The sequence below is a fragment of the Streptomyces eurythermus genome (assembly GCF_014649115.1).
GTDB classification, from domain to species: domain Bacteria; phylum Actinomycetota; class Actinomycetes; order Streptomycetales; family Streptomycetaceae; genus Streptomyces; species Streptomyces eurythermus.
In genome coordinates, this window is record NZ_BMSK01000018.1 from 35,226 (window position 1) to 60,906 (window position 25,681).

The following is a 25,681-nucleotide window of genomic DNA, read 5'->3' on the forward strand; positions in this document are numbered from 1 at the left end:
CAGCTGTAGCGTCAGCGCGAGACCTTGCCGGCCTTGATGCACGAGGTGCAAGCGTTCACGCGCTTCGGCGTCCCGCCGACCACGGTACGCACACGCTGGATGTTCGGGTTCCAGCGGCGGGACGTACGGCGGTGCGAGTGCGAGATGTTGTTGCCGAAGCCCGGCCCCTTGCCGCAGACGTCGCAGTTGGCAGCCACGGGTCACTCCAAAGACTTCAGATGCACTTACGGTTGATCCCGGCATGCCGGGATCAAGATCCTAGGATCTGAGATCTGATTGGCGTTGCCAGGGGAATGGCCCGATCAGGATCGGGCAACCGGAGCAGCATACAACGGCTGCGCCAGTACAACGAAACTACCATGGCTGATCAGGCTCCCGCTCCCGGCCCGCTTCCGGAGGACACCGGTCCGGGGTCTACGCTGCGTCCGACGTACGGCCGGGTCAGGGAGGCGCAGGTGGCGCAGGTGCCGCAGACATTCTTCGATGCTCTCGCGGTGCGTACCTGGTGCTCCCTGGCGCTCCGGGCGCTGGGCCGGGCCCGGGAGGAGATCGACGCGATCAACGTCTACCCGGTGGCCGACGGCGACACCGGGACCAATCTGTATCTGACCCTGGAGTCGGCGGCCACGGCCGTGGAGGCGGTGTTCGCCGGGTACGAGACCGGCCGCGCGGAGCCGTCCCTCGGCGACGCGGCCCGCGCGATGGCCCACGGCGCGCTGATCGGGGCCCGGGGCAACTCCGGCACGATCCTGGCGCAGCTGCTGCGGGGCATGGCCCAGGTGCTCGCCGAGGCCGGTGAGTCCGCCGCCGGTGAGTCCTCCGCCGTCTCCCGCGCCGACGGCCCCGGGCTGCGGCTGGCCCTGCGCCGGGCCGCCGACTCCGCCCGGCAGGCCGTGGCACACCCCGTCGAGGGCACGGTGCTGACGGTCGCCTCGGCCGCCGCCGAAGCCGCGGAGGAGGCCGGGGACGACTGCCGGACGGTCGCGCGCGCCGCCTACGAGGGCGCGCGGGCGGCCCTGGCGGCGACTCCGGACCAGCTGGGCGTGCTGCGGCGGGCCGGGGTGGTCGACGCGGGCGGCCGGGGCCTGGTGACGGTGCTGGCCGCGCTGGTGGAGGCGGTCACGGGGGAGGCGGTACGGGAGACGGCGGGGGGTGTTTCCGGCGCCCGGTCAGCCGGTCCCGCCGGGTCTGCTGGTTCCGCCGGGTCTGCTGGTCCTGCCGGGTCTGCCGGGCCTTCTGGTCATGGTGCCGGGGGCGCCGGTCACGGGGCCGGGGCCGCCGGGGCGTGCGCAACCGGTGGCGGCACGGAACCGGCCTGCCAGGACGAGGCCGGGGACGGCCGGGGGGAGGCCGGGGGGCCCGCCTTCGAGGTGATCTACCTGCTGGAGGCCGACGACGCGGCCGTGGCCCGGCTGCGCGCTCGGCTCGACGCCCTCGGGGACTCCCTGGTCGTGGTCGGCGGCGACGGACTGTGGAACGTCCATGTGCACGTCGACGACGCGGGCGCCGCCGTGGAGGCCGGCGTGGAGGCCGGCCGGCCCTACCGGATCCGGATCACGCACTTCGGGCACGGCGAGCCGCACCCCGGCCGGGAACGCCCGTCCCGCGCACCCGCCCAGCGGGCGGTCGTCGCCGTCGTACCGGGCGAGGGGCTGGCCGGGCTGTACGGCGAGGCCGGCGCGACCACCGTCCTCGCGCGCCCCGGGGAGCCGCCCGCCAGCGGGGAGCTGGTGCAGGCGGTACGGCGGGCCCACGCGCGCGAGGTGGTCCTGCTGCCCAACGACGCCGAGCTGCGCCACACGGCCGCCGCCGCGGCCGAGCAGGTCCGCACCGAGGGCATCCGGGTGGCCCTGATCCCGACCCGCTCGGCGGTCCAGGGCATCGCCGCGCTCGCCGTGCACGAGCCGCGGCGCCGGTTCGACGAGGACGTGGTCCAGATGACCGCGGCGGCGGGCGCCACCCGGTACGCCGAGGTCGTCGTCGCCGAGCGCCGGTCCTGGACCACGGCGGGCATCTGCCAGGCCGGGGACGTGCTCGGCCTCATCGACGGCGACGTCGCGGTGATCGGCACGGACGTCACCGCCACCGCCCGTACCGTCCTGGACCGCATGCTCCAGTCCGGCGGCGAGCTGGTCACCCTCGTCGTCGGCGACGAGGCCCCGGAAACCGCCGCCGCGCACCTGGAGGCCCGGGTACGGGAGTCCTACCTGGCCGTGGACACGGTGGTGTACCACGGCGGCCGGCAGGGGGCGCTGCTGCTCATCGGCGTGGAGTGACGCGGGGCCGGGTGGTGGTGGCTCAGTCCCGTTCCGTGCCCGGTCCCCCTGGTCCTTCCGGTCCCTCGCGTCCCTCCTGTGCCGCTTGGAGCATCTGGGCCGCCTCCGCACGCCGTGCGCTGACCGTCTCGTCCCCGTCGTCGGCGCCCTCGTAGACCGCGAGCACCGCACGCGCGCGTGCCTCCGCCCGTTCCGGACGGCCGAGGTCGGCCTCCAGCCAGCCCGCGCCCAGTTCCGCGCCGGTACGGCCGTGCAGCCCGGCGGCACCGAGCGTGGTGAACACCGCCACGGCCCGGGTCATCTGCTCCAGCGCCGCCTCGAACGCGGCCCGGATCGCCGCGTCCTCGGCCTCCTCGGACGCCGAGCGGGCCAGCAGCTCGGCGAACTGCCGGTACGTTCCGCCGAGTTCCGTGGCCAGCTCCGTACGGTCCGCGCCCCGGGCCGCCGCCAGCGCCGTCTCGCACTCGCGCACCGCCTCCGTCATCAGCGCCCGCGCGGATGCCGCGCCGGTCTCCCCGCCCAGCGCCAGCCAGGCTCGGGCGCGCAGCGAGCGGACCAGGAACGGGGCGTTGCCGAGCGCCCGCCACAGGTCGCCCGCGCGCGCGTAGGCCCGGTCCGCCTCCGCGGCGAGACCGGCGCTGCCCAGCGACTCGGCGGCGAGGTGGGCGAGCGTCGCGTGGTCCTGCTGCTCGGGCCAGTGCCGGGCCAGCTCGGCGGCCCCGAGCCACTCCTCGGCGGCGGCCCGGTGCTCGCCCAGCTCGCCCAGGCAGTCCCCGAGCCACCAGCGGGCCTGGACCACCGCCTCGTCGCCGTGTGTGCCGGGGCTCAGGTCGGCCAGCGCGGACCGAAGCACCTCGGCGCCCTCGGCGTACCGGCCCCGGCGCAGCAGGAACCCGCCCAGCTGCTGCCGGGCCCAGGCGCCCAGGGTGGCGCCCTCGCCCGCCTCGTCGGCCCAGTACGCGGACTCCAGCGCGTGCCCGGCGGCCTCGGCGGGAGCGTCCAGGGCGCCGAGCACCTCGGCGAGCTGGAGGTGCAGCTGTGCCCGTCCGACCGGCTCCACGTACGGGCCGCCGTGCTCCAGCGCCGCCCGCAGCGCGCGTTCGGCCCCGGTGAGATCACCGGCCTGGTGGGCGAGGGCGGCGACCTGGACCTCGTACTCCACGGCGAACCACGGCAGCCCGGCGGCCACGTACTCGTCGGCGGACCGGCGGAACAGCTCCGCCGCCCGCCGCGCGTCCCCGGTCATCCCGGCCAGCTCGGCGAGCATCCCCCGCGCTTCGGCGGCCCGTGCCGCCAGCCGTACGTCGCCCTCGTCGCGCCCCTCGACGAGCGCCAGCACCTCCCGCACGGCCGCCTCGGCATCGGCGACCGCCTGCCCGAGGCCCGCACGGGAACGACGGACACCGGCACCGACACCGGCGCCGGCACCACGGCCGTCCGCACCGCCCGCCCACGCGCCGGCCCCGTCCTCCGCACCGTCACCGGGCATCCAGGCTTCCGCCGCCGCCCCCTGCCCGTCGTCCGTGCCGGGGGTCCGGGCGTCTGCGGTGTCCTGCCCGCCGTCCGTCCCGGGCGTCCGGGTGCTCGCGGCCTCCCGCCCGCCGTCCGGGCCCGGCCCCCAGCCGTCCGCCGCCTCCTGCCCGCCGTCCGCGCCGGTCTCCAGGGCGCCCGTGGCGGGGCCGCCGGTGTTCCGCCCGGCATCCCGGGCACCCCCTGGGTCTCGGGCACCCCCGGCGTCCTCGGGACCGCCGGCGTCCAGCCCACCCGCGTCCCCGTGGTCCAGGCCCCCGGTGCCCCCCTCGGCCGCCGCGTGGACCCGGCGCATCAGGATCCGGGCCCGGCTGATCACCACCGACGCCGTCTGCCGTACTCCCGTGCCCTCGTCGGCGTACAGGGCGAGAACCTCGTCGTACAGCCGGGTCACCGTGGTCAGGGCCGGCTCGACCTCGCCCGCCAGGGCGCGGACGTACGCCGCACGCGCGCGTGCCGCCAGGGCCTCCCCGGGGTCGCCCGCCTCCGCGTACAGCCGTGCCGCGCGCTCGAAGAGGGGGAGTCCCTCGGGGCCGCGGGCCATCGCCTCGTGGTCGGCGATCTCCGCGCGGTCGCGCGGCTCCAGTTCGCCGTCCCGGGCGGCCCGGGCGACCGCCGCCCACGCCTGGAGCGCGTGCGGACGCAGGGTCCCCGACTGCCGCCGCGCCTCGGCGAGCAGCGCCGGCAGACCGGGCTCCTCGGTGGCCTCGGGCGCCGGGGGTGTGGCCGGGGGCGCCACGGCGGGCCGTGCCGTGCGCACGCCCAGCGGCAGCCGGTCCACCAGCGGGCGCTGGTCCATCCGCGCCCGGACCCGGTCACCGACGGCGAACGTGCCGTTGCGGCGGTCGAACCGCGCGGCGAGCTCCGTGGCCTCCACGCGCGCGTGCGCGGCGAGTTCCCGCGCGGTCCAGCTCCGCCCGGCCGGCCCCGGCACCCGCCGCCCGCCCAGCCCCCGCTCGGTCAGCCGGTCCATCAGCAGCGCCACCACGGTCAGGAAGTCCAGCCTGCTGCGCGGATGCCCGCTGTCGGTGAAGTACGCCGGCCGCCCGGCCAGCAGCTCCAGGCCGCGCGCCTCGTTCCCGGTCAGCGCGCAGAACTCGACATGGTCGGCGTACGCGCCCCGCATGCTCTCCATCGGGCGCACCAGCCGGAAACCGCGCAGATGGTGTGCGCGGGCCTCGTCCACCCGGCCGAGCCGCAGCAGCGGGGCCAGCGAGGAGGCCAGCACGGAGTGCGGCTCGTGCGCGCAGGCGAACTCGCCCTCCAGCACCGGCCGCCACAGCCGGAGCGCCTCGGCGTCCCGGCCGCACCGGACCTGCCAGACGCCCCGCGCGTGCAGCTCGCAGGCGGGGCAGTCGGCCATCCGGTCCCGGTCGGCGGCCAGCCACGCCGCGTACGCCCGCTGTGCGCGCGGGATGTCCCCGATGTGCGCGGCCACGCTGAACTCGGCGCTGCGCACGGCCCGTTCGGAGTGCCCGGCGAGCCGGTAGCGGCGCTCCATCTCGCCGAGCCACTTCTCGATCGACGCGAGCGGGATGTGCGGCTGGTCCAGCATGCCCGCCGACATCCACTTGAAGGCCCAGTGCAGCGCGTGCGTCTCGTGCTCGTCGAAGTCCTCGGGCCGTGCGTCCCACATGCGCAGCAGCCGCGCGAACGGGACGAACATCTTGTCCTTCTCGGAGCTGTAGTGGCAGACCTTCAGCTGGTGTCCGAGCGCCTCGATCACGGCGAGCGGGACGTCCAGCCGCTCCGCCTCGGCGAGCAGCTCCTCCGCGCGCGCGTTGCGGGCCGGACCCTCCGGCTGCTCGGAGTTCTCCGCCAGCGCCTGCCGCAGCGCGTCGATGTCCGTGATCTCACTCATCGTCCGTCCCCCTCCCCGTGGGGCGCCCGTGCGAGCAGCCCGATGAACGCCCGGTCGAGCGGCGCCGGGCCGGCCGGCCGCAGCGGGCGCCGCGCCCTCGGCGGCGCCTGCCCGTGCAGCGCCCCGGTCGCGGTGCCGATCGGCTCCGGAGTGCCGAGCGAACCGATTTTGCGCACCAGTGGGTTCAGCCGGTCCGGCACCGGACGCGCGTACGGGGCGCTGCCGCGCGGTGCGTCCAGGATGCCCGCCCGCCGGCCGTCGGTGCGCACCCCGTCCGCGTGCGGCCGCACCCGGGCCGGGGCGTCCGGCTCGGCGGCCCGCTGGACGGTGACGGCGTCCGCGGTCTGCCGCGGCAGCCCGCGTGGAGGGACCCCGGGGCCGGGACAGAGGTGGCGGGAGAGCGGTTCCGCCAGGCCACGCGGACCGACCTGGAAGGTGTGGGGCGGGTGGGGTGTGTGAGGTGACCGGGGTTGGGGTGCGCGGGGTGCCTGTGGGCTGTGGGAATCCATCGTCACTGCGCCGCGGGGGGCGTGCGGAGCGGCGCGGGGTCGGGCGGTCCCGGCGGGGCGGTGACCGCGAAGGATGGCCTTGAGCGCGCCATCCTAGGCCCCGATCAGCGCGCCTGACCAGGAGTTTCCCTGATGTTTACGGCATCCCGGCCGGGCGGCGCGGGGCGTGGTCTACGGCATTGTCAGTGCCGTGGTGTGCAATTGATGGCGTGCCCGCACTGCAAGAACCGCTCAAGAAGGTGCTCGGCGCCGCCACCGCGAAGGTGATGGCCGAGCACCTCGGCCTGCACACCGTCGGCGATCTGCTGCACCACTACCCGCGCAGATACGAGGAGCGCGGCCAGCTCACCCACCTCGCCGACCTCCCCATGGACGAGCACGTCACGGTGGTCGCCCAGGTCGCCGACGCCCGGCTGCACAGCTTCGCCTCGGCCAAGGCCCCCCGGGGCAAGGGCCAGCGCCTGGAGGTCACGATCACGGACGGCAGCGGCCGGCTCCAGCTCGTCTTCTTCGGCAACGGCGTGCACAAACCCCACAAGGAACTGCTGCCGGGCACCCGCGCGATGTTCGCCGGCAAGGTCTCCGTCTTCAACCGCCGCCTCCAGCTCGCCCACCCGGCCTACGAGTTGCTGCGGGGCGACGGTGACGAGGCCGTCGAGTCCTGGGCCGGCGCCCTGATCCCGATCTACCCCGCGACCGCCAAACTGGAGTCCTGGAAGATCGGCAAGGCGGTCCAGACGGTGCTGCCCAGCGCCCAGGAGGCCCTCGACCCGCTGCCCCACTCCCTGCGCGCCGGCCGCGGCCTGCTCCCGCTCCCCGAGGCCCTGCTCAAGATCCACCGGCCGCACACCAAGGCCGACATCGCCGACGCCCGCGCCCGCCTGAAGTGGGACGAGGCATTCGTCCTCCAGGTCGCCCTGGCCCGCCGCCGGCACGCCGAGACCCACCTGCCCGCCGTGCCCCGCGTGGCCGGCCCGGACGGCCTCCTCGCGGCCTTCGACGACCGTCTGCCCTTCACCCTCACCGAGGGCCAGCAGAAGGTCTCCCGCGAGATCTTCGACGACCTCGCCACCCCCCACCCCATGCACCGCCTGCTCCAGGGCGAGGTCGGTTCGGGAAAGACGATGGTGGCCCTGCGCGCCATGCTCGCCGTCGTCGACGCGGGCGGGCAGGCGGCCATGCTCGCGCCCACCGAGGTGCTCGCCCAGCAGCACCACCGCTCCATCACCGAGATGATGGGCGAACTGGCCGAGGGGGGCATGCTGGGCGGCGCCGAGCACGCCACCAAGGTGGTGCTGCTCACCGGCTCGATGGGCACGGCGGCCCGCCGCCGGGCCCTGCTCGACCTGGCCACCGGCGAGGCCGGCATCGTCATCGGCACCCACGCCCTGATCGAGGACAAGGTGCAGTTCCACGACCTCGGCCTGGTGGTGGTGGACGAACAGCACCGCTTCGGCGTGGAGCAGCGCGACGCCCTGCGCGGCAAGGGCAAACAGCCCCCGCACCTGCTCGTCATGACGGCCACGCCCATCCCGCGCACGGTCGCCATGACGGTCTTCGGCGACCTGGAGACCTCCGTGCTGGACCAGCTCCCGGCCGGCCGCTCCCCGATCGCCAGCCATGTCGTCCCGGCCGCCGACAAGCCCCACTTCCTCGCCCGCGCCTGGGAGCGGGTCCGCGAGGAGGTCGAGACCGGACACCAGGCGTACGTGGTCTGTCCGCGCATCGGCGACGAGGAGGAGGATCCGAAGAAGGCCGGCAAGAAGCCCGCCGAGGGCGAGGAGAAGCGGCCCCCGCTGGCCGTGCTCGACGTGGCCGAGCAACTGGGCCGCGGCCCCCTCAAGGGCCTGAGGGTGGAGGTCCTGCACGGCCGTATGCACCCCGACGACAAGGACGCCGTGATGCGCCGCTTCGCGGCCGGCGAGACCGACGTCCTGGTGGCCACCACCGTCATCGAGGTCGGCGTCAACGTCCCGAACGCCACGGCCATGGTCATCATGGACGCCGACCGCTTCGGCGTCTCCCAGCTCCACCAGCTGCGCGGCCGGGTCGGCCGCGGCTCCGCCCCCGGCCTGTGCCTGCTGGTCACCGAGATGCCCGAGGCGAGCCCGGCCCGCCAGCGGCTGAACGCGGTCGCCGCCACGCTCGACGGCTTCGAGCTGTCCCGCATCGACCTCGAACAGCGCCGCGAGGGCGACGTGCTGGGCCAGGCCCAGTCCGGCGCCCGCTCCAGCCTGCGGGTCCTGGCCGTCATCGAGGACGAGGAGGTCATCGCGGAGGCGAGGGCGGAGGCGGCGGCGGTCGTGGCGGCCGACCCGGAGCTGGAGCGCCTCCCGGGCCTGCGCACGGCCCTGGACGCCCTGCTGGACGACGAGCGGGAGCAGTACCTGGAAATGGGGTGAGCCACACTGGACCTGAACCGACCCACGACCAAGGACCGAAGATGACCCGCGTGATCGCCGGCGCAGCCGGCGGACGTCGCCTCGCCGTCCCCCCAGGCACCGGCACCCGCCCCACCTCCGACCGCGCCCGCGAAGGTCTCTTCTCCACCTGGCAGTCCCTGCTGGGCGGTCCCCTGGACGGCGAGCGGGTCCTCGACCTCTACGCCGGCTCGGGCGCCGTGGGCCTGGAAGCCCTCTCCCGGGGCGCGAGTCACACCCTCCTGGTCGAAGCCGACGCCCGCGCGGCGCGGATCGTCCGCGAGAACGTGCGGAACCTGGGCCTGCCCGGCGCCGAGGTAAGGGCGGGCAAAGCGGAACAAGTCATCCGCACCGCACCCCCCGCCGAGCCGTACGACCTGGTCTTCCTCGACCCGCCGTACGCCGTCACAGATCACGATCTTCGCGAGATTCTGCTCACACTCCACTCGGAGGGCTGGCTCGCTGAGCAAGCGCTCGTCACCGTGGAGCGCAGCACCAGAGGCGGCGAATTCCACTGGCCGGACGGCTTCGAGGCGCTCCGGTCCCGTCGCTACGGCGAGGGAACGTTTTGGTACGGTCGCGCCGCCTCTACGTGCGAAGACGCACGATGACCGGACCGGAGAGCGAGGGATCACAAGTGCGCCGCGCCGTCTGTCCCGGGTCGTTCGACCCGATCACCAACGGACATCTCGACATCATCGCCCGAGCCTCCCGTCTGTACGACGAGGTCTACGTCGCGGTGATGATCAACAAATCCAAGAAGGGCCTGTTCGAGATCGACCAGCGGATCCAGCTGATCCGCGAGGTCACCTCCGATTACGCCAACGTCCGCGTCGAGTCCTTCCACGGCCTCCTCGTGGACTTCTGCAAGCAGCGCGACATCCCCGCCATCGTCAAGGGCCTGCGCGCCGTCAGCGACTTCGACTACGAACTCCAGATGGCGCAGATGAACAACGGCCTCACCGGCGTCGAGACGCTGTTCGTGCCCACCAACCCCACCTACAGCTTCCTGTCCTCCTCCCTCGTCAAGGAGGTCGCGGCCTGGGGCGGGGACGTCTCCCACCTGGTGCCGCCGCAGGTGCTGGAGGCGCTGAACCAGCGCCTCGCCAGGGACTGATGGGGCTACAGTCGTCCCGTCCGTCTCCGAACCGGCTGTAGAGAGTGGCGAGCACAGGTGGACGTGCAGAAGAAGCTCGACGAGATCGTCTCCACGGTCTCCGGCGCCCGGTCCATGCCCATGTCGGCGTCCTGCGTGGTCAACCGCGCCGAGCTGCTCGCGCTGCTCGAAGAGGTGCGCCAGGCGCTGCCCGGTTCCCTCGCCCAGGCGCGGGAGCTGATCGGCGACCGTGAGCAGATGGTCGAGCAGGCCCGGCAGGAGGCCGAGCGGATCATCGAGAGCGCGCACGCCGAGCGCGGCTCGCTGGTCGCCGGGACCGAGATCGCCCGCCGTGCCCAGGCCGAGGCCGACCGGATCCTGGCCGAGGCCCGCAAGGAGGCCGAGGAGATCCGCGCCGAGGCCGACGACTACGTGGACTCCAAGCTCGCCAACTTCGAGGTCGTCCTCACCAAGACGCTCGGCTCGGTCGGCCGGGGCCGCGAGAAGCTCCTCGGCACCGGCCCCGGTCTGGACGAGGAGGGCTACGCCGACGAGGACGCCCCCGAGCGCAGCCACGACCCGGAGACCCTGCGCCGCGACGCCGACGCCTACGTGGACGCCAAGCTCGGCGCCTTCGAGGCGGTCCTCGCCAAGACCCTGGAGGCCGTCGGCCGGGGCCGGCAGAAGCTGCACGGCCGGATCGCCACCGACGACCTCGGCGCGCTCGCCGACGACACCACGACCTTCCAGCACTCCAGCGACGCCGACTACCTCGCCGACCTCGCGGCCCTCGCGGACGACGACCGCGCGGCCCGGCGGCAGCCCGGCCCGGCCCGGCCCGCCTACGATCCCCAGCCCGCCTACGCCCCCGCCGCCGGCTACGGCCCGGCGGAAGGCGCCCCCGTCCAGCAGCCGGACCCGTACGCGGGCTTCCCGCAGCAGCCGGAGTACCCGCCGGCCCAGGACCCGTACGGCTACGGACAGACCGACCCCTACGGCTACCAGGGCTACGGCGCCCAGCAGACCCACCAGCCCCAGCAGGCCCACCAGTCCCCGCACCAGCCGCAGCCCGCGCATCAGCAGCCGCAGTCCCAGCCCCAGCAGTCCCAGCCCCAGCAGGGCTACGCCCTGGACGAGACCAGCCTCTTCGACACCAGCATGATCAGCGCGGAGCAGCTGCGGGCGTACGAGCAGGGCCGGGGCCTGTAGCCGGGGACCGGATTGGGCGCTGAGCGAAAGGTCCAGTATCCTGGCTGTTCGGTCGCGCATGCCCGCGATCACCGCTGCCCGGGACACCACCGGGCCGCGTCCCTTCGAGTTCGCAGATCGAAAGCAGGAATGGCTCCCAACGCCCGCCTCGACCACCGCAACCCCCTCGTGATCGACACGCACGAGCTGGGCCGGCGTCCTGGCGCGCTGCAGCGCCTGACCCGCGAGATCGACGCTCCCCGGGATCTCGGCATCCAGGGAGTCATCGGAGTGCCGGAAGGCAGCCCGGTGGAACTCGACCTCCGCCTGGAGTCGGTCATGGAAGGGGTGCTTGTCACAGGCACCGCCCGTGCAACGGCCGAGGGGGAGTGCGTAAGGTGTCTGGAGCCGGTCGGGCTGGAGCTCGAAGCGGACTTCCAGGAGATGTTCTCGTACCCTGACGCCGACGACCGGGGCCGTGTGATCGCGGAACCGGGCGACGACGCCGAGGACGACGAGGGCAGGCTCTTCATCGAGGACGGTCTGATCGACCTCGAACCTCTGCTGCGCGATGCGGTGGTGCTCGCACTGCCGATGCAGCCGGTGTGCCAGGACGACTGCCCGGGCCTGTGCTCAGAGTGTGGAGCGCGGCTCGCGGACGACCCGGACCACCACCATGACGCCGTCGACATCCGTTGGGCGGCTTTGCAGGGACTCGCCGGCACCATGAAGGACGGCGAGAAGGACGAGATGAGCGGCGCCGAAGCGGGCGTCGACGAGAAGCAGGAGAAGTAGCCGTGGCTGTTCCGAAGCGGAAGATGTCGCGCAGCAACACGCGCCACCGCCGGTCGCAGTGGAAGGCTGCGGTCCCCACCCTGGTTGCGTGCGAGCGCTGCCACGAGCCCAAGCAGCAGCACATCGCGTGCCCGTCTTGCGGCACCTACAACAAGCGCCAGGTCCTCGAAGTCTGAGTGGCTGGTGAGAGGCCCGATGACTGACGCGAAAGCAGCTAGTCCCCGCCAGCGCGGGGGTAGTCCGCAGGCCTCGTCCCACACGCTTCTGGAAGGGCGGCTCGGCTACCAGGTCGAGTCCGCCCTTCTGGTGCGAGCGCTGACCCACCGTTCCTACGCGTACGAGAACGGCGGTCTGCCGACGAACGAGCGGCTGGAGTTCCTCGGGGACTCCGTGCTGGGCCTCGTCGTCACGGACACGCTGTACCGCACCCACCCCGACCTGCCCGAAGGCCAGCTGGCCAAGTTGCGGGCCGCGGTGGTCAACTCGCGTGCGCTGGCGGAGGTCGGCCGCGGCCTGGACCTGGGCGCCTTCATCCGGCTCGGCCGGGGTGAAGAGGGCACGGGCGGCCGGGACAAGGCGTCCATCCTCGCCGACACCCTTGAAGCGGTGATCGGCGCGGTCTATCTCGACCAGGGCCTCGACGCGGCCTCCGAACTGGTGCACCGCCTGTTCGACCCGCTGATCGAGAAGTCCTCCAACCTCGGAGCCGGCCTGGACTGGAAGACCTCCCTCCAGGAGCTGACCGCGATCGAGGGGCTCGGCGTGCCCGAGTACCTGGTCACGGAGACCGGCCCCGACCACGAGAAGACCTTCACTGCTGCCGCCCGCGTCGGGGGCGTCTCGTACGGCACCGGCACCGGCCGCAGCAAGAAGGAGGCGGAGCAGCAGGCCGCCGAGTCCGCCTGGCGGTCCATCCGGGCCGCCGCGGACGAACGCGCCAAGGCGGCCAGGGAAGCGGCCGAGGAGCCCGTCCGCGAGACGGCCGACGCATCCGCCGAGGCGGTCGAGGAACCCGTCCGCGAGACGGCCGACGAAGCCGTCGAGGCGGCCGAGGAGTCCGTCAAGAACACCGACGCGTCCTCCGCCACCGCCTGACCCGAGCAGCACCCGAGCGCCCGCCCGGCCGTCCACGCCGGCGCGGGCGCTCGTACCGTCCACCGGTCCGTACGGTTCCCACCGGGGGTTTCGATGCCCGAGTTGCCCGAGGTCGAGGTCGTCCGGCGGGGCCTGGAGCGCTGGGTCGCCCACCGGACCGTCGCCGACACCGAGGTGCTGCACCCGCGTGCCGTGCGCCGGCACCTCGCCGGCCCCGACGACTTCGCGCACCGGCTCAAGGGCCACCACATCGGCACGCCCCGCCGGCGCGGCAAGTACCTGTGGCTGCCGCTGGAGGAGACCGGCCAGTCCGTCCTGGCCCACCTCGGCATGAGCGGGCAGCTGCTGGTGCAGCCCCATGACGCGCCGGACGAGAAGCACCTGCGCATCCGGATCCGGTTCGCCGACCGGCTCGGCACCGAACTCCGCTTCGTGGACCAGCGCACCTTCGGCGGGCTGTCGCTGCACGACAACACCGCCGACGGCCTGCCCGACGTCATCGCGCACATCGCCCGCGACCCGCTGGACCCGCTCTTCGACGACGAGGCCTTCCACCAGGCGCTGCGCCGCAAGCGGACCACCATCAAGCGGGCCCTGCTGGACCAGTCGCTGATCAGCGGCGTCGGCAACATCTACGCGGACGAGGCCCTGTGGCGCGCCCGCGTCCACTACGAACGCCCGACGGCGAACTTCACCCGTCCCGTCACGGCGGAACTTCTCGGCCACGTCCGCGACGTGATGAACGCGGCCCTCGCCGTCGGCGGCACCAGCTTCGACAGCCTGTACGTCAACGTCAACGGCGAGTCCGGCTACTTCGACCGGTCCCTGGACGCGTACGGCCGTGAGGGACTGCCGTGCAAGCGGTGCGGCACCCCCATGCGGCGCCGCCCCTGGATGAACCGGTCCAGCTACTTCTGCCCCAGGTGTCAGAGGGCGCCGCGCGTCTCGTCGTAGTGCGCGCGGGCCGCGAGGACGTCGTCCATCGCGCCCTCCACACAGTGGATGAGCGCCAGCAGCCGCTCGGCGACCCGGCGGCCCAGCGGCGTCAGCTCGTAGTCCACGCGCGGCGGATTCGTCGGCTGTGCCTCGCGGTGCACCAGGCCGTCCCGCTCCAGCGCGTGCAGGGTCTGGGACAGCATCTTCTCGCTCACCCCGTCGACGCGCCGGCGCAGTTCGTTGAAGCGCAGCGACCCCTCGTACAGCGCGCCGAGCGTCAGCCCGCCCCAGCGGCCCGTGACGTGCTCCAGCGTGCCGCGCGACGGGCAGGCCTTGGCGAAGACGTTGTACGCGAGGTCGTCGTGGTCCTGGGTGATGGCCGTCATACCTCAAGGGTACGCCCACACAGCGCTCACCAACAGGTTGCACTAACTGCTGGTTAGTGCTTTCCTTTGGTTACCGCAAGCGAGCCCGCTCCCTTGCCGAGCCGTGCCGTATTCCGCCGCTTTTCCAAGGAGTCCCCATGTCCACGCCCGTGGTGTCCATCGCCTACCACTCCGGCTTCGGCCACACCGCCGTCCTCGCCGAGGCCGTCCGCGCCGGTGCCGCCGACGCCGGGGCCGAGGTGCACCTGATCAAGGTGGACGAGATCACCGACGCCCAGTGGGAGACGCTGGACCGCTCGGACGCGATCGTCTTCGGCTCGCCCACCTACATGGGCACCGCCTCCGGCGCCTTCCACGTCTTCGCCGAAACCACCTCCCAGCGCTGGTTCGGCCGGGCCTGGCAGGACAAGCTGGCCGCCGGCTTCACCAACTCGGCGTCCAAGAGCGGCGACAAGCTGCACACCCTCCAGTTCTTCCAGACGCTGGCCGCCCAGCACGGCATGCACTGGGTGAACCTCGGCCTGCTCCCCGGCTGGAACAGCAGCACCGCCTCCGAGAACGACCTCAACCGCCTCGGCTTCTTCGCCGGCGCCGCCGCCCAGTCGAACAACGACCAGGGGCCCGAGGGCGTCCACAAGGCGGACATCGCCACCGCCGAGCACCTGGGCCGCCGGGTGGCGCAGACGGCGAAGACCTTCGCCCTGGGGCGCGCGGCGGCGTAGACCGTCCCCGGTCGGGTGTCCCGGGGCCGGTCGGCTCAGCTCCCGAACTCCAGCGCCCACCAGGGGCCGCCCGGACCGAGGTGGACCCCCGCGCCGAAGGTCGTGAAGCCGGGGTTCAGGATGTTGGCGCGATTCTCGGGGCTGTCCATCCAGGCCGCCAGCACGGCCGCCGCGTCCGCCTGCCCACGCCCGATGTTCTCCGCGCCGAGACCGGTGATCCCGGCCCGCGCCGCCCGGTCCCACGGCGACCTGCCGTCCGGGTCGGTGTGGGCGAAGAAGCCCCGCGCGGCCATGTCGTCGCTGAACGCCTCGGCCAGCCCGGTCAGCGCGGAGTTCGCCGCGAGCGCGCCGAGCCCGGCCTTCGCCCGCTCGTCGTTGACCAGCTTCAGCACCTCCGCCTCGACGGCGGCCTCCCGCGCCACGGTGTCCGTGGGGGAGGAGGGGGCGGGGGCCGGGGTCCCGGGCGTACGGGAGGGGGTCGCCGTAGGAGGTGCCGTACGGGACGGGGTGGCCTTCGGCTTGCTGGGCTTGGGCTTGGGCGCGGGCTCGGCCGGGGTGCCGGACGCGGACGGCTTGGCCGGGCCGGACGGTTCGGCCGGTGCGGGCGGCTCGGCAGGCTCGGTCCGTCCGGTTCCCGGCGTCTTGCGGGGAGCGGCCTTCGGCGACGGCTTTCCGGTGGTCGGCGACGGCTTCCGGGTGGCCGTCCGCGCCGGGGCCGAGCCGGCGGGCGCCGGCTTCGAGGCGGAGGCGGCGCCGGAGGGGGACGGGCCCGACGACCCGGTGGGCCGGCCGTCGCCGTCGCCGGAACCCGCCGTGGCACCACCGTCCCCGGAACCCGCCGTGGCACCCGCGCCGACGCTGCCCGAGGTGCCCCCCTGCTCGCTCGCCGTGTTGCCGGGGGAGGCCACGGCCCCCGGCCGCCGGCCGCCGGTGGTGTCCGTACCACCGCCGAGCCGGTAGTGCTCCAGGCCCGGCACCGCGCCGGAGCCCACCGCGGCCGCGCCGAGGACCACGGCCACGGACACCCCGAGCAGAGCGGCGCGCACCGGCCGTACGGCCTTGGACCAGCGCCGGTCGCCCCCACGCGCCTTGCCGCCCGCGTCCCCGCCCCCGGAGCCCGAGCCGGTCCCGGATCCGGACTCGGACGCGGCCGGCGCCGGCTCGTCGTCCGTGGCGAACAGATAGGCCCGCGCCTTCGCGGTGGCCTCGGCGTACGCCTCCGGGGCCGGGTACGGCCCGATGTCCGCGGGGACCGGGCGTTCCCCGGAGGGCGGGTGGTCGTGCGCGTGCCGAGGGTCGTGCGCGTGCCGAGGGTCGTGCGCGTGCCGAGGGTCGTCGCTTCCGGCGGCGGAGCGTCGGTGGCGTCCCATGATCGTTGCCCTCTTCCTCGTACGCGTTCCTCGTACGTGTGGCCGATCCGCTCCACTCCTTCGAGTGGGTTTCAGCCACGATTCACCGGGTCCGGACGGTACCCGATGTCGCCGGGGCGCGACGTGTCCCGGACGGCACCGGCCGGTTAGGTTGCACCCATGAGCGAGGACGTACGACTGGTCGCCTGGGTACGTGGACACGTGCAGGGCGTGGGATTCCGCTGGTTCACGCGGGCCAAGGCACTGGAGATCGGCGGGCTGAGTGGTTTTGCTCTCAATTTGGCCGACGGCCGGGTCCAGGTGGTCGCGGAGGGGTCGCGCGAGGGCTGCGAGGGGCTGCTGGACTGGCTCCAGGGCGCCGACACGCCCGGGCGCGTGGACGGTGTGACAGAGATCTGGGACACACCGCGCGGCGGTTACGACGGCTTCGCCATCCGCTGATCCGGTCCCGCCGCGCCCTCCGGCCGGGCCGCCGCGGGCGCCGCGGGCGCCCGCCGGGAGTGAAAACGCCCTGGTGGTTGCCAAGGCGAGCGGGGCATGGCAGGCTCCGCAGGTACTGCTGGTCGCCACGCCCTGAGGGGCCCGGAGAGCCACAGCACCGCCGTGTTCCCGGCCGTGCGCCCCGGTTTGCCCCCCAATACAGGGCGTGATCGTGTTGACCGTCAAACTTTTTGGTGAGACGCTGAAAGCCCCGCGCACCTTAGCTGTTTGGCATGGAACAACAGCAGAGCAACACCCGGATGTGCCAAGCACCGCGGGTGCGAATCCCTCACGACCCACACCGCATCGGTCGGTCACTCATTGTGGAGGACCATCCATCATGGCAAAGGCGCTTCTCGGTTACGTCGGCGGCTCCGACCCTCGACTCCTCGCCGAGATGCGACGGCTGCAGCAGCGTGTACAGGACCTGGAGTCCGAGCTCGGACGGATCCAGGCCGAGAACGAAGCGCTGACGGCTGCCGCCTCTCAGGAGAGGATCATGGAGAGCATCGACGCACACCAGGCGGAGCCTGCGCTCACCTGATCGCTGCATCAGCTCCACAACAGCAGAGACAGTGATCGGGTTGCCCGTATCAACCGCTCAGTTGATCGGACGACTGCGATCCAGTCGTCAGAGTAGCAAGGGACGCTTCGGCGTCCCTTCGTTCTTTACCCCCGCATCCTTTCACCTTCTTTAACATCTGGTGTGCCCTGCGTGGTCAATGACGAAACCGCGCGGCGGCGGGGGTTCGTCGGCCGAGCCGGAGCGGCGGGTAGAGTCCAGGGGCTGTGCACCTCAAGGCCCTGACCCTGCGCGGGTTCAAGTCGTTCGCCTCGGCGACCACGCTCCGGTTCGAACCGGGGATCACGTGTGTCGTCGGCCCGAACGGCTCGGGCAAGTCCAATGTCGTGGACGCGCTCAGCTGGGTCATGGGCGAACAGGGCGCCAAGTCGTTGCGCGGCGGCAAGATGGAGGACGTCATCTTCGCCGGCACCACCGGCCGCCCACCGCTCGGCCGCGCCGAGGTGTCCCTGACCATCGACAACTCCGACGGGGCCCTGCCCATCGAGTACGCCGAGGTCACCATCACGCGGACCATGTTCCGCAACGGCGGCAGCGAGTACCAGATCAACGGCGACACCTGCCGGCTGCTGGACATCCAGGAACTCCTCTCCGACTCCGGCATCGGCCGTGAGATGCACGTCATCGTCGGCCAGGGCCAGCTCGACTCCGTCCTGCACGCCGATCCCATGGGCCGCCGCGCCTTCATCGAGGAGGCGGCCGGGGTCCTCAAGCACCGCAAGCGCAAGGAGAAGGCGCTCCGCAAGCTGGACGCGATGCAGGCCAACCTCGCGCGCGTGCAGGACCTCACCGACGAACTGCGCCGCCAGCTCAAGCCCCTGGGCCGGCAGGCGGCGGTGGCCCGCCGGGCCGCCGTCATCCAGGCCGACCTCCGCGACGCCCGGCTGCGGCTGCTCGCCGACGATCTGGTGCGGCTGCGTGCGGCCCTCCAGGCGGAGATCGCCGACGAGGCGGCGCTGAAGGAACGCAAGGACACCGCCGAGCGGGAGCTGAGGAAGGCCCTGCACCAGGAGGCCCTGCTGGAGGACGAGGTCCGCCGGCTCACCCCGCGGCTGACGCGCGCCCAGCAGACCTGGTACGAGCTGTCCCAGCTCGCCGAACGCGTCCGCGGCACGATCTCCCTGGCCGACGCCCGGGTCAGGAGCGCCACCTCCGCCCCGCCCGAGGAGCGGCGCGGCCGGGACCCCGAGGACCTGGAACGCGAGGCCGCCCGCGTCCGGGAACAGGAGGCCGAGCTGGAGGCCGCCCTCGAAGCGGCGCGGCGGGCGCTGGACGACACGGTCGCGCACCGCGCCGAACTGGAGCGCGAGCTGGCCGTGGAGGAGCGCCGGCTGAAGGACGTCGCCCGCGCCATCGCGGACCGCCGCGAGGGCCTTGCCCGCCTTTCCGGGCAGGTCAACGCGGCCCGCTCGCGCGTCGCCTCCGCCCAGGCGGAGATCGACCGGCTCGCCACGGCCCGCGACGAGGCGCGGGAACGGGCGGTGCGCGCGCAGGAGGAGTACGAGGCCCTGCGCGCGGAGGTCGACGGCCTGGACGCGGGCGACGCCGACCTGGCCGAGCGGCACGAGGCCGCGAAGCGGGAGCTGGCGGACGCGGAGGCCGCCCTCGGCACGGCGCGCGACGCCCTCACCGCCGCCGAGCGCAGCCGCGCGGCCACCCAGGCCCGCCACGAGGCGCTGGCGCTGGGCCTGCGCCGCAAGGACGGCACCGGCATACTGCTCGGCGCGCGCGACCGCCTCACCGGCATCCTCGGCCCGGCGGCGGAACTCCTGAGGATCACCCCGGGCTACGAGATCCCGCTGGCGGCGGCCTTCGGCACGGCGGCCGACGCCCTCGCCGTCACCACCCCGGCGGCAGCGACCGAGGCCCTGACCCTCCTCCGCAAACAGGACGCCGGCCGAGCCACCCTCCTCTTGACCCAAGCCCCGGAAGAGGCCCCCCAAAGCGACACGGGCAACGGCGCGGGCGACCACGACGCACCCGCACCCGTCCACGGTGGGACAGCGCCCCGAAGGGGCGCGGGGAACTGCGCGGGTGACCACGACGCTCCCGCACTTGTCCACGGCGGGACGGCGCCCCATAGGGGCGCGGGGAACGGCGCGAGCAACCACGACGTACCCGCACTCGACCACGGCGGGACAGCGCCCCACAGGGGCGCGGGGAACTGCGCGACGAGCCACGACGCTCCCGCACCCGACAACGGCGACCCAGCCCCCCAACCCGGCGTACCCCTCTTCGCCGCCACCCTCGTCCACGGCCCCGCCGACCTCATGCCCGCCGTCCGCCGCGTCCTGCGCGACATCGTCGTGGTCGACACCCTGGCCGACGCCGAGACCCTGGTCCGCGCCCGCCCCGACCTGACCGCGGTCACCGCCGAAGGCGACCTCCTCGGCGCCCACATCGCGCACGGCGGCTCCGCGGGCGCCCCCAGCCTGCTGGAGGTCCAGGCCTCCGTGGACGAGGCCGCGGCCGAACTGGCCGAGCTGGAGGTCCGCTGCCGGGAGCTCGCCGAGGCGCAGCGCGCGGCGGCCGAGCGCCGTACCCGGGCCGCCACCCTCGTGGAGGAGCTCGGCGAGCGGCGCCGCGCCGCCGACCGGGAGAAGTCGGCCGTCGCCCAGCAGCTCGGCCGCCTGGCCGGCCAGGCCCGCGGCGCCGCAGGCGAGGCCGAGCGGTCGGCCGCGGCCGCGGCCCGCGCGCAGGAGGCGCTGGAGGCGGCCGTACAGGAGGCCGAGGAGCTGGCCGAGCGGCTGGCCGTGGCCGAGGAGGCACCGGTGGAGGAGGAGCCGGACATCTCGGTCCGGGACCGGCTCGCCGCCGACGGGGCCAACGCCCGGCAGACCGAGATGGAGGCCCGCCTCCAGGTCCGTACGCACGAGGAGCGGGTCAAGGGGCTCGCCGGACGCGCCGACGCGCTCGACCGGGCGGCCCGCGCCGAACGCGAGGCACGCGCGCGTGCCGAGCGGCGCCGGGCCCGGCTGCGCTACGAGGCGGCCGTGGCCGGGGCCGTCGCCTCCGGCGCCCGGCAGCTGCTGGCGCATGTGGAGGTGTCCCTCGCCCGCGCCGAGCAGGAGCGCGCCGCCGCCGAGGCCGCCAAGGCCCGGGGCGAGCGGGAGCTGGCCGCCGCCCGCGCGGCCGGCCGTGAACTCAAGGCCGAACTCGACAAGTTGACGGATTCGGTCCACCGTGGCGAGGTACTCGGCGCCGAGAAGCGGCTGCGCATCGAGCAGCTGGAGACGAAGGCGCTGGAGGAACTGGGTGTCGAACCGGAGGGACTGGTGGCCGAGTACGGGCCGCACCAGCCGGTGCCGCCCTCGCCCCCCGCCGACGGCGAGCGGCTGCCCGAGGACCCCGGGCACCCGCGCAACCGGCCCCGTCCCTTCGACCGCGCCGAGCAGGAGAAGCGGCTCAAGGCGGCCGAGCGGGCGTACCAGCAGCTGGGCAAGGTCAACCCGCTGGCGCTGGAGGAGTTCGCCGCGCTGGAGGAGCGGCACAAGTTCCTCGGCGAGCAGCTGGAGGACCTGAAGAAGACCCGCGCCGACCTGCTCCAGGTGGTGAAGGAGGTCGACGAGCGCGTCGAGCAGGTCTTCACCGAGGCCTTCCGGGACACCGCCCGCGAGTTCGAGGGCGTCTTCGGCCGGCTGTTCCCCGGCGGCGAGGGCCGGCTGGTGCTGACCGATCCGGCGAACATGCTGACCACGGGCGTGGACGTGGAGGCGCGTCCGCCGGGCAAGAAGGTCAAGCGGCTCTCCCTGCTGTCGGGCGGCGAGCGCTCGCTGACCGCGGTGGCGCTGCTGGTGTCGATCTTCAAGGCCCGGCCGAGCCCGTTCTACGTCATGGACGAGGTCGAGGCCGCGCTGGACGACACCAACCTCCAGCGGCTGATCGGGATCATGCGGGAGCTCCAGGAGAGTTCGCAGCTGATCGTGATCACGCACCAGAAGCGGACAATGGAGGTGGCCGACGCGCTCTACGGCGTGTCCATGCAGGGCGACGGCGTCTCCAAGGTCATCTCCCAGCGGTTGCGCTAGCCCCTTTTCCCGGGTTCACCAGGGATCCCTTCAAGATCATCTCGTGGATCGTTCAGTTCTTGAACGCAAGATCGTCAGACGTATCTGAAAACTCACAGTCGTTGAACTATTGACTTCGAAACTTGAAGGCATAGTCTCTGCAACGTTGCTTTTACCTTCAGGTGTGAGTGGACCGCCCGTATGCGCCACTGGAGACCTGTAAGGGCTCGCCCCCACCCGGCAGCGTTGCCGTGGCCCGAGGAGTTACACCGTGACCAGCACAGCGCAGGCACCTCAGTCAGGAGCCAGGTCGGCTCACCCCGAACATCTCGGGCACGTCATCTTCATCGCGGCGGCTGCCGCCATGGGCGGCTTCCTCTTCGGCTACGACAGCTCCGTGATCAACGGCGCCGTCGAGGCCATCCGGGACCGTTACGACGTCGGCTCCGCCGCCCTCGCCCAGGTCATCGCGATCGCGCTGATCGGCTGCGCCATCGGCGCCGCCACCGCCGGCCGCATAGCCGACCGCATCGGCCGCATCCGCTGTATGCAGATCGCCGCCGTCCTGTTCACCGTCAGCGCCGTCGGTTCCGCGCTGCCGTTCGCGCTGTGGGACCTCGCCTTCTGGCGCGTCATCGGCGGCTTCGCCATCGGCATGGCCTCCGTGATCGGCCCGGCCTACATCGCCGAGGTCGCCCCGCCCGCCTACCGCGGCCGGCTCGGCTCCTTCCAGCAGGCCGCGATCGTCGTCGGCATCGCCGTCTCCCAGCTGGTCAACTGGGGTCTGCTCAACGCGGCCGGCGGCGACCAGCGCGGCAAGCTGATGGGCCTGGAGGCCTGGCAGGTCATGCTCGGTGTGATGGTCGTCCCGGCCGTCCTCTACGGCATGCTGTCCTTCGCGATCCCCGAGTCCCCCCGCTTCCTGCTCTCCGCCGGCAAGCGTGAGCGCGCCCGGGAGATCCTCGCCGAGGTCGAGGGCAAGGAGACCGACCTCGACGCCCGCGTCGCCGAGATCGAGCACGCGATGAAGAGCGAGCACAAGTCCTCCTTCAAGGACCTGCTCGGCGGCTCCTTCTTCTTCAAGCCGATCGTCTGGATCGGTATCGGCCTGTCGGTCTTCCAGCAGTTCGTCGGCATCAACGTCGCGTTCTACTACTCCTCGACGCTGTGGCAGTCGGTCGGCGTCGACCCGTCGGACTCGTTCTTCTACTCCTTCACCACCTCGATCATCAACATCGTCGGCACCGTGATCGCGATGATCTTCGTGGACCGCGTCGGCCGCAAGCCGCTCGCCCTCATCGGCTCGGTCGGCATGGTCGTCGGCCTGGCGCTGGAGGCCTGGGCGTTCAGCTACGACCTGGTCGACGGCAAGCTGCCGAGCACCCAGGGCTGGGTCGCCCTGATCGCCGCCCACCTGTTCGTCCTCTTCTTCGCCCTGTCCTGGGGCGTGGTGGTCTGGGTCTTCCTCGGCGAGATGTTCCCGAACCGGATCCGCGCCGCCGCCCTCGGTGTCGCCGCCTCCGCGCAGTGGATCGCCAACTGGGCCATCACCGCGAGCTTCCCGTCGCTGGCCGACTGGAACCTCTCCGGCACCTACGTGATCTACACCGTCTGTGCCGCCCTCTCCATCCCGTTCGTCCTGAAGTTCGTCAAGGAGACGAAGGGCAAGTCCCTGGAGGAGATGGGCTGAGCCTCGTAGCGAGGCTTCCCGAACTCGGGGAGAAGGGCCAAGACCCCGCTGCCCTCTCCTCGTACCGTCCGCCGCCCCCGGTCCAGGCCACCCGCCCGGACCGGGGGCGGCGGTGTTCCTGCCGCCCGGGCGCCCCGGCTCAGCCCCCCAGCGCCGGGACGACCCGCTCCGCGAACAGCCGCAGGCTGCGCCAGCCCTCCTCCACCGGCATGCCGCCCGCCAGCGGGTGCAGCACCAGGCTGTCCAGGCCCTGCGCCAGACACTGCTCCGGGGTGAGGATCCGGTACACGCCCTCCGCGCGCAGCTCCGCCACCGTCGTGGCCGCCGACCGCACCGCCGAGCGGATCCCGGCCGACTGCCAGGAGGCGTAGGTGCGGGCCTCGTGCAGCAGATGCCCGCCGTACTCGGCCCACGCCCGGTCCGGGTCCTCGGCGAGATGGAGCAGCGGCGTCTCGGCGGCCGGCATCATCGTCCAGCCCTCGGTGCCGTACTCGGCGAGCCGCTCCTTGTAGTACGCCTCCAGTTCCGGCAGGTGCGCGCTCGGGAAGAACGGCAGGCCGAACCGGGCGGCCCGGCGCGCGGCGGCCCTGGAGGAGCCGCCGACCAGCAGCAGGGGATGCGGCCGGGTGTACGGGCGCGGGGTGAGCCGCACCCTGCGGCCCCGGTGGTCGAACTCCTCACCGGTCCACGCCGTCAGCAGCGTCCGGAGCAACTCGTCCTGGAGCCGGCCGCGCCGGCCCCAGTCGACGCCGAACATCGCGTACTCCTCGGGCCGGTAGCCGATCCCGGCCACGGTCACCAGCCGGCCGCCGCTCAGCAGATCCAGCACGGCGATGTCCTCCGCCAGCCGCAGCGGATCGTGCAGCGGGCCGATCACCGCCGACACCGTCACCGCGATCCGTCGGGTGGCCCCGAGCACCGCGCCCGCGAAGACGAACGGCGACGGCAGCCAGTTGTTCTCCGCGCCGTGGTGCTCCTCGGTCTGCACGGTGGCGATCCCGTGCGCGTCCGCGTAGCAGGCCATCTCCACCGCGGCCCGGTAACGGGCGGACAGGGCGTCGGGAGGGGCGCCGGGCGCGACGAGGTTGAAGCGTACGACCGTGACGGGCATGCGAAGTCCCCCTCCGGTACGGCTCGGTGGAGGGGGACGTTAGCTGACGGTACGTCAGATGGCCAGGGGGCCGGCCGGTGTCAGACGCCGGTGGCCGCGGGCTGCCCGGCGATCTCGTCGGCCGCGGGCGCGGTGGCCGTCGCCGGCTTCGGCAGCACCAGGTACAGCACGCCGGAGATCACGACCGTGGCGACCCAGCCGAGGCCGTACTCGCCGATCACGTTGTTCGTCGCCAGCGGGCCGGTGAACCAGTCCGAGGTGGTGAACATCAGACCCGACACCAGGCCGACCGCCCAGGCGGCCACGGCCGCGGGGGAGAAGCCGCCCTTGTACCAGTAGGCGCTGGTGCGGGTGGTGTCGGCCATGGCCCGGCCGTCGTACTCGGTGCGGCGCAGCATGTCCGCGCCGAACACACCGACCCACGCGGAGAAGGCGACCGCCAGCAGCGACAGGAAGGCGATGAAGGAGCCCATGAAGCTGGTCGCCACCAGCATCAGCACCCCGCCGAACACCAGCGAGATCACCGCGTTCACCGAGACCGCCCAGTGCCGCGGCACCTTGATGCCGAGGGTCTGCGCGGTGAAGCCCGCCGAGTACATCGACATCGAGTTGATCAGCAGCATGCCGATCAGCGCGATGAACAGGTACGGCACCGCGATCCACGTCGGCAGGATCTCGCCCAGGAAGGACACCGGGTCGCTGGCCGAGGCCAGGTCCGGGGTGGACACCGCCATCACCGCGCCCATCAGCACCATCGGCAGCACGACGACACCGGCGCCGCCCACCGCCGTCCCCACGATCGCCTTCGAGGACGCCGTACGCGGCAGATAGCGGGTGAAGTCCGGGGCCGAGGGGATCCAGCTGACACCGCCCGCCGCGATCATGCCGACGCCGGTGATCACCGAGGCCGTGGAACCGGCGCTGTGGTCCATCACCTTCGACCAGTCGGTGTCCACCACCAGATAGCCCAGCACCAGCACCGAGAAGACGCCGAAGAAATAGGTCGCGTACTTGTTGCACTTCTGCACGGCGTTGATGCCGAGCCCGGAGATCGCGAAGGTCGCCACGACGAACGCCAGCAGCATCACCATGTCCAGCACGTTGTTCGCCTTGATGCCGAACAGGATGTCCAGGATGGTGAGCATCGCGTACGCACCGGTCACCGCGTTGATCGTCTCCCAGCCCCAGCGCGCGACCCAGATCAGCGAACCGGGCAGCAGGTTGCCGCGCTGCCCGAAGACCGCGCGCGACAGCGCCATGCCGGGCGCACCGCCCCGCTTGCCCGCGATGCCGATCAGGCCGACCAGGCCGTACGACACGATCGGCGCGGCCACGGCGACGATCAGGGCCTGCCAGAAGTTCAGGTGGTAGGCGACGACGAGGCTCGCGCCCATCGTCAGCAGCAGGACGCTGATGTTCGCGCCGACCCAGGTGGGGAACAGCTGCCGCGGACGCGCGGTGCGCTCGTGGTCGGGGACCTGCTCGATACCGCGGGTTTCGAGAGCGCCTTCGGTCTCGGCGGATTTGCTCATGGAAGAGGTGCCTGACATGGGGGGACAAGGTGACGTGGGGACTCTACGCGCGTGGATAGAGGTGCCACCATCGTACTTTGCTCCGAGTCCTCGC

The 25,681-nt window shown here is 73.0% G+C and carries 21 protein-coding genes; 14 read left to right on the forward strand and 7 right to left on the reverse strand.

Annotated features, from left to right (window positions below; all coding sequences use genetic code 11):
• Window positions 1–11: 11 nt before the first annotated feature.
• A complete protein-coding gene (gene rpmB / locus IE251_RS30210; protein ID WP_003993230.1) occupies window positions 12–197 on the reverse strand; it encodes a 50S ribosomal protein L28 in 186 nt (61 codons plus the stop codon).
• Between the two features lie 258 nt (window positions 198–455).
• On the opposite strand from rpmB, the gene fakA reads away from it, so the two are divergent.
• Window positions 456–2,276 carry a DAK2 domain-containing protein gene (fakA, locus tag IE251_RS30215; protein WP_189756160.1) on the forward strand — a complete coding sequence of 607 codons (1,821 nt, stop codon included), beginning with the start codon at window positions 456–458 and terminating at the stop codon, window positions 2,274–2,276.
• 22 nt (window positions 2,277–2,298) lie between these two features.
• Here fakA and IE251_RS30220 read toward each other — a convergent pair whose 3' ends face one another.
• Together IE251_RS30220 and IE251_RS30225 are read right to left on the reverse strand one after the other, a co-directional pair.
• A complete protein-coding gene (locus IE251_RS30220) occupies window positions 2,299–5,667 on the reverse strand; it encodes a tetratricopeptide repeat protein (protein WP_189756161.1) in 3,369 nt (1,122 codons plus the stop codon).
• On the reverse strand, window positions 5,664–5,936 hold the full coding sequence (locus IE251_RS30225; protein ID WP_189756162.1) for a hypothetical protein: 273 nt from the start codon (window positions 5,934–5,936) through the stop codon (window positions 5,664–5,666). The genes IE251_RS30220 and IE251_RS30225 overlap by 4 nt, the downstream gene beginning before the upstream one ends.
• 440 nt (window positions 5,937–6,376) lie before the next feature.
• Here IE251_RS30225 and recG point away from each other — a divergent pair, with 440 nt between their 5' ends.
• The 8 genes from recG (at window position 6,377) to mutM (ending at window position 13,724) form a co-directional block, all read left to right on the forward strand.
• Entirely contained in the window at window positions 6,377–8,578 is a 2,202-nt protein-coding gene (recG, locus tag IE251_RS30230; RefSeq protein WP_189756276.1) for an ATP-dependent DNA helicase RecG, read from the forward strand.
• 41 nt (window positions 8,579–8,619) lie between these two features.
• Window positions 8,620–9,207 carry a 16S rRNA (guanine(966)-N(2))-methyltransferase RsmD gene (rsmD, locus tag IE251_RS30235; RefSeq protein ID WP_189756163.1) on the forward strand — a complete coding sequence of 196 codons (588 nt, stop codon included), beginning with the start codon at window positions 8,620–8,622 and terminating at the stop codon, window positions 9,205–9,207.
• Window positions 9,208–9,233: 26 nt separating this feature from the next.
• A complete protein-coding gene (coaD, locus tag IE251_RS30240; RefSeq protein ID WP_229897012.1) occupies window positions 9,234–9,713 on the forward strand; it encodes a pantetheine-phosphate adenylyltransferase in 480 nt (159 codons plus the stop codon).
• A gap of 57 nt (window positions 9,714–9,770) precedes the next feature.
• On the forward strand, window positions 9,771–10,901 hold the full coding sequence (locus tag IE251_RS30245) for a F0F1 ATP synthase subunit B (RefSeq protein WP_189756165.1): 1,131 nt from the start codon (window positions 9,771–9,773) through the stop codon (window positions 10,899–10,901).
• Window positions 10,902–11,030: 129 nt separating this feature from the next.
• Complete coding sequence (locus IE251_RS30250; protein WP_189756166.1) at window positions 11,031–11,675, forward strand: YceD family protein; 645 nt, start codon at window positions 11,031–11,033, stop codon at window positions 11,673–11,675.
• Window positions 11,676–11,677: 2 nt separating this feature from the next.
• Window positions 11,678–11,851 (forward strand): 50S ribosomal protein L32, encoded by a 174-nt coding sequence (gene rpmF / locus IE251_RS30255; RefSeq protein ID WP_003951102.1) that lies wholly within the window; start codon window positions 11,678–11,680, stop codon window positions 11,849–11,851.
• 19 nt (window positions 11,852–11,870) lie between these two features.
• The gene (rnc, locus tag IE251_RS30260; protein ID WP_189756167.1) at window positions 11,871–12,770 is read left to right on the forward strand and encodes a ribonuclease III; all 900 of its coding nucleotides are present in this window, start codon (window positions 11,871–11,873) and stop codon (window positions 12,768–12,770) included.
• 93 nt (window positions 12,771–12,863) lie between these two features.
• Entirely contained in the window at window positions 12,864–13,724 is an 861-nt protein-coding gene (gene mutM, locus IE251_RS30265; RefSeq protein ID WP_189756168.1) for a bifunctional DNA-formamidopyrimidine glycosylase/DNA-(apurinic or apyrimidinic site) lyase, read from the forward strand.
• Here mutM and IE251_RS30270 read toward each other — a convergent pair.
• Window positions 13,697–14,092, reverse strand: a complete 396-nt coding sequence (locus IE251_RS30270; protein ID WP_030785174.1) for a winged helix-turn-helix transcriptional regulator — start codon at window positions 14,090–14,092, stop codon at window positions 13,697–13,699. The two genes, mutM and IE251_RS30270, sit on opposite strands and share 28 nt — an antisense overlap.
• A gap of 137 nt (window positions 14,093–14,229) precedes the next feature.
• Here IE251_RS30270 and IE251_RS30275 point away from each other — a divergent pair, with 137 nt between their 5' ends.
• The gene (locus tag IE251_RS30275; RefSeq protein WP_189756169.1) at window positions 14,230–14,814 is read left to right on the forward strand and encodes a flavodoxin family protein; all 585 of its coding nucleotides are present in this window, start codon (window positions 14,230–14,232) and stop codon (window positions 14,812–14,814) included.
• Window positions 14,815–14,849: 35 nt separating this feature from the next.
• Here the strand turns inward: IE251_RS30275 and IE251_RS30280 are convergent, their stop codons facing one another.
• Window positions 14,850–16,184, reverse strand: a complete 1,335-nt coding sequence (locus IE251_RS30280; RefSeq protein ID WP_189756170.1) for a CAP domain-containing protein — start codon at window positions 16,182–16,184, stop codon at window positions 14,850–14,852.
• Between the two features lie 159 nt (window positions 16,185–16,343).
• Between IE251_RS30280 and IE251_RS30285 the strand changes: the two genes are divergently transcribed.
• The 4 genes from IE251_RS30285 (at window position 16,344) to IE251_RS30300 (ending at window position 22,944) form a co-directional block, all read left to right on the forward strand.
• On the forward strand, window positions 16,344–16,625 hold the full coding sequence (locus IE251_RS30285) for an acylphosphatase (protein ID WP_189756171.1): 282 nt from the start codon (window positions 16,344–16,346) through the stop codon (window positions 16,623–16,625).
• Between the two features lie 379 nt (window positions 16,626–17,004).
• On the forward strand, window positions 17,005–17,208 hold the full coding sequence (locus tag IE251_RS30290) for a hypothetical protein (protein WP_030612740.1): 204 nt from the start codon (window positions 17,005–17,007) through the stop codon (window positions 17,206–17,208).
• Window positions 17,209–17,453: 245 nt separating this feature from the next.
• Window positions 17,454–21,275 (forward strand): AAA family ATPase, encoded by a 3,822-nt coding sequence (locus IE251_RS30295; protein WP_189756172.1) that lies wholly within the window; start codon window positions 17,454–17,456, stop codon window positions 21,273–21,275.
• 250 nt (window positions 21,276–21,525) lie between these two features.
• On the forward strand, window positions 21,526–22,944 hold the full coding sequence (locus IE251_RS30300; protein ID WP_189756173.1) for a sugar porter family MFS transporter: 1,419 nt from the start codon (window positions 21,526–21,528) through the stop codon (window positions 22,942–22,944).
• 139 nt (window positions 22,945–23,083) lie between these two features.
• Here IE251_RS30300 and IE251_RS30305 read toward each other — a convergent pair whose 3' ends face one another.
• Together IE251_RS30305 and IE251_RS30310 are read right to left on the reverse strand one after the other, a co-directional pair.
• Entirely contained in the window at window positions 23,084–24,055 is a 972-nt protein-coding gene (locus IE251_RS30305; protein ID WP_189756174.1) for an LLM class flavin-dependent oxidoreductase, read from the reverse strand.
• 80 nt (window positions 24,056–24,135) lie between these two features.
• Window positions 24,136–25,587 carry a cytosine permease gene (locus IE251_RS30310; RefSeq protein ID WP_189756175.1) on the reverse strand — a complete coding sequence of 484 codons (1,452 nt, stop codon included), beginning with the start codon at window positions 25,585–25,587 and terminating at the stop codon, window positions 24,136–24,138.
• Between the last annotated feature and the right edge of the window lie 94 nt (window positions 25,588–25,681).

Excerpts from the sequence above, each read along its gene's own strand:
- IE251_RS30280 (WP_189756170.1), bottom strand. The coding sequence starts at position 16,184 with ATGGGACGCCACCGACGCTCCGCCGCCGGAAGCGACGACCCTCGGCAC.
- IE251_RS30305 (WP_189756174.1), bottom strand. The coding sequence starts at position 24,055 with ATGCCCGTCACGGTCGTACGCTTCAACCTCGTCGCGCCCGGCGCCCCT.
- rnc (WP_189756167.1), top strand. The coding sequence starts at position 11,871 with ATGACTGACGCGAAAGCAGCTAGTCCCCGCCAGCGCGGGGGTAGTCCG.
- mutM (WP_189756168.1), top strand. The coding sequence starts at position 12,864 with ATGCCCGAGTTGCCCGAGGTCGAGGTCGTCCGGCGGGGCCTGGAGCGC.
- IE251_RS30275 (WP_189756169.1), top strand. The coding sequence starts at position 14,230 with ATGTCCACGCCCGTGGTGTCCATCGCCTACCACTCCGGCTTCGGCCAC.
- IE251_RS30285 (WP_189756171.1), top strand. The coding sequence starts at position 16,344 with ATGAGCGAGGACGTACGACTGGTCGCCTGGGTACGTGGACACGTGCAG.
- IE251_RS30290 (WP_030612740.1), top strand. The coding sequence starts at position 17,005 with ATGGCAAAGGCGCTTCTCGGTTACGTCGGCGGCTCCGACCCTCGACTC.
- IE251_RS30220 (WP_189756161.1), bottom strand. The coding sequence starts at position 5,667 with ATGAGTGAGATCACGGACATCGACGCGCTGCGGCAGGCGCTGGCGGAG.
- IE251_RS30270 (WP_030785174.1), bottom strand. The coding sequence starts at position 14,092 with ATGACGGCCATCACCCAGGACCACGACGACCTCGCGTACAACGTCTTC.
- IE251_RS30250 (WP_189756166.1), top strand. The coding sequence starts at position 11,031 with ATGGCTCCCAACGCCCGCCTCGACCACCGCAACCCCCTCGTGATCGAC.
- IE251_RS30310 (WP_189756175.1), bottom strand. The coding sequence starts at position 25,587 with ATGAGCAAATCCGCCGAGACCGAAGGCGCTCTCGAAACCCGCGGTATC.
- rsmD (WP_189756163.1), top strand. The coding sequence starts at position 8,620 with ATGACCCGCGTGATCGCCGGCGCAGCCGGCGGACGTCGCCTCGCCGTC.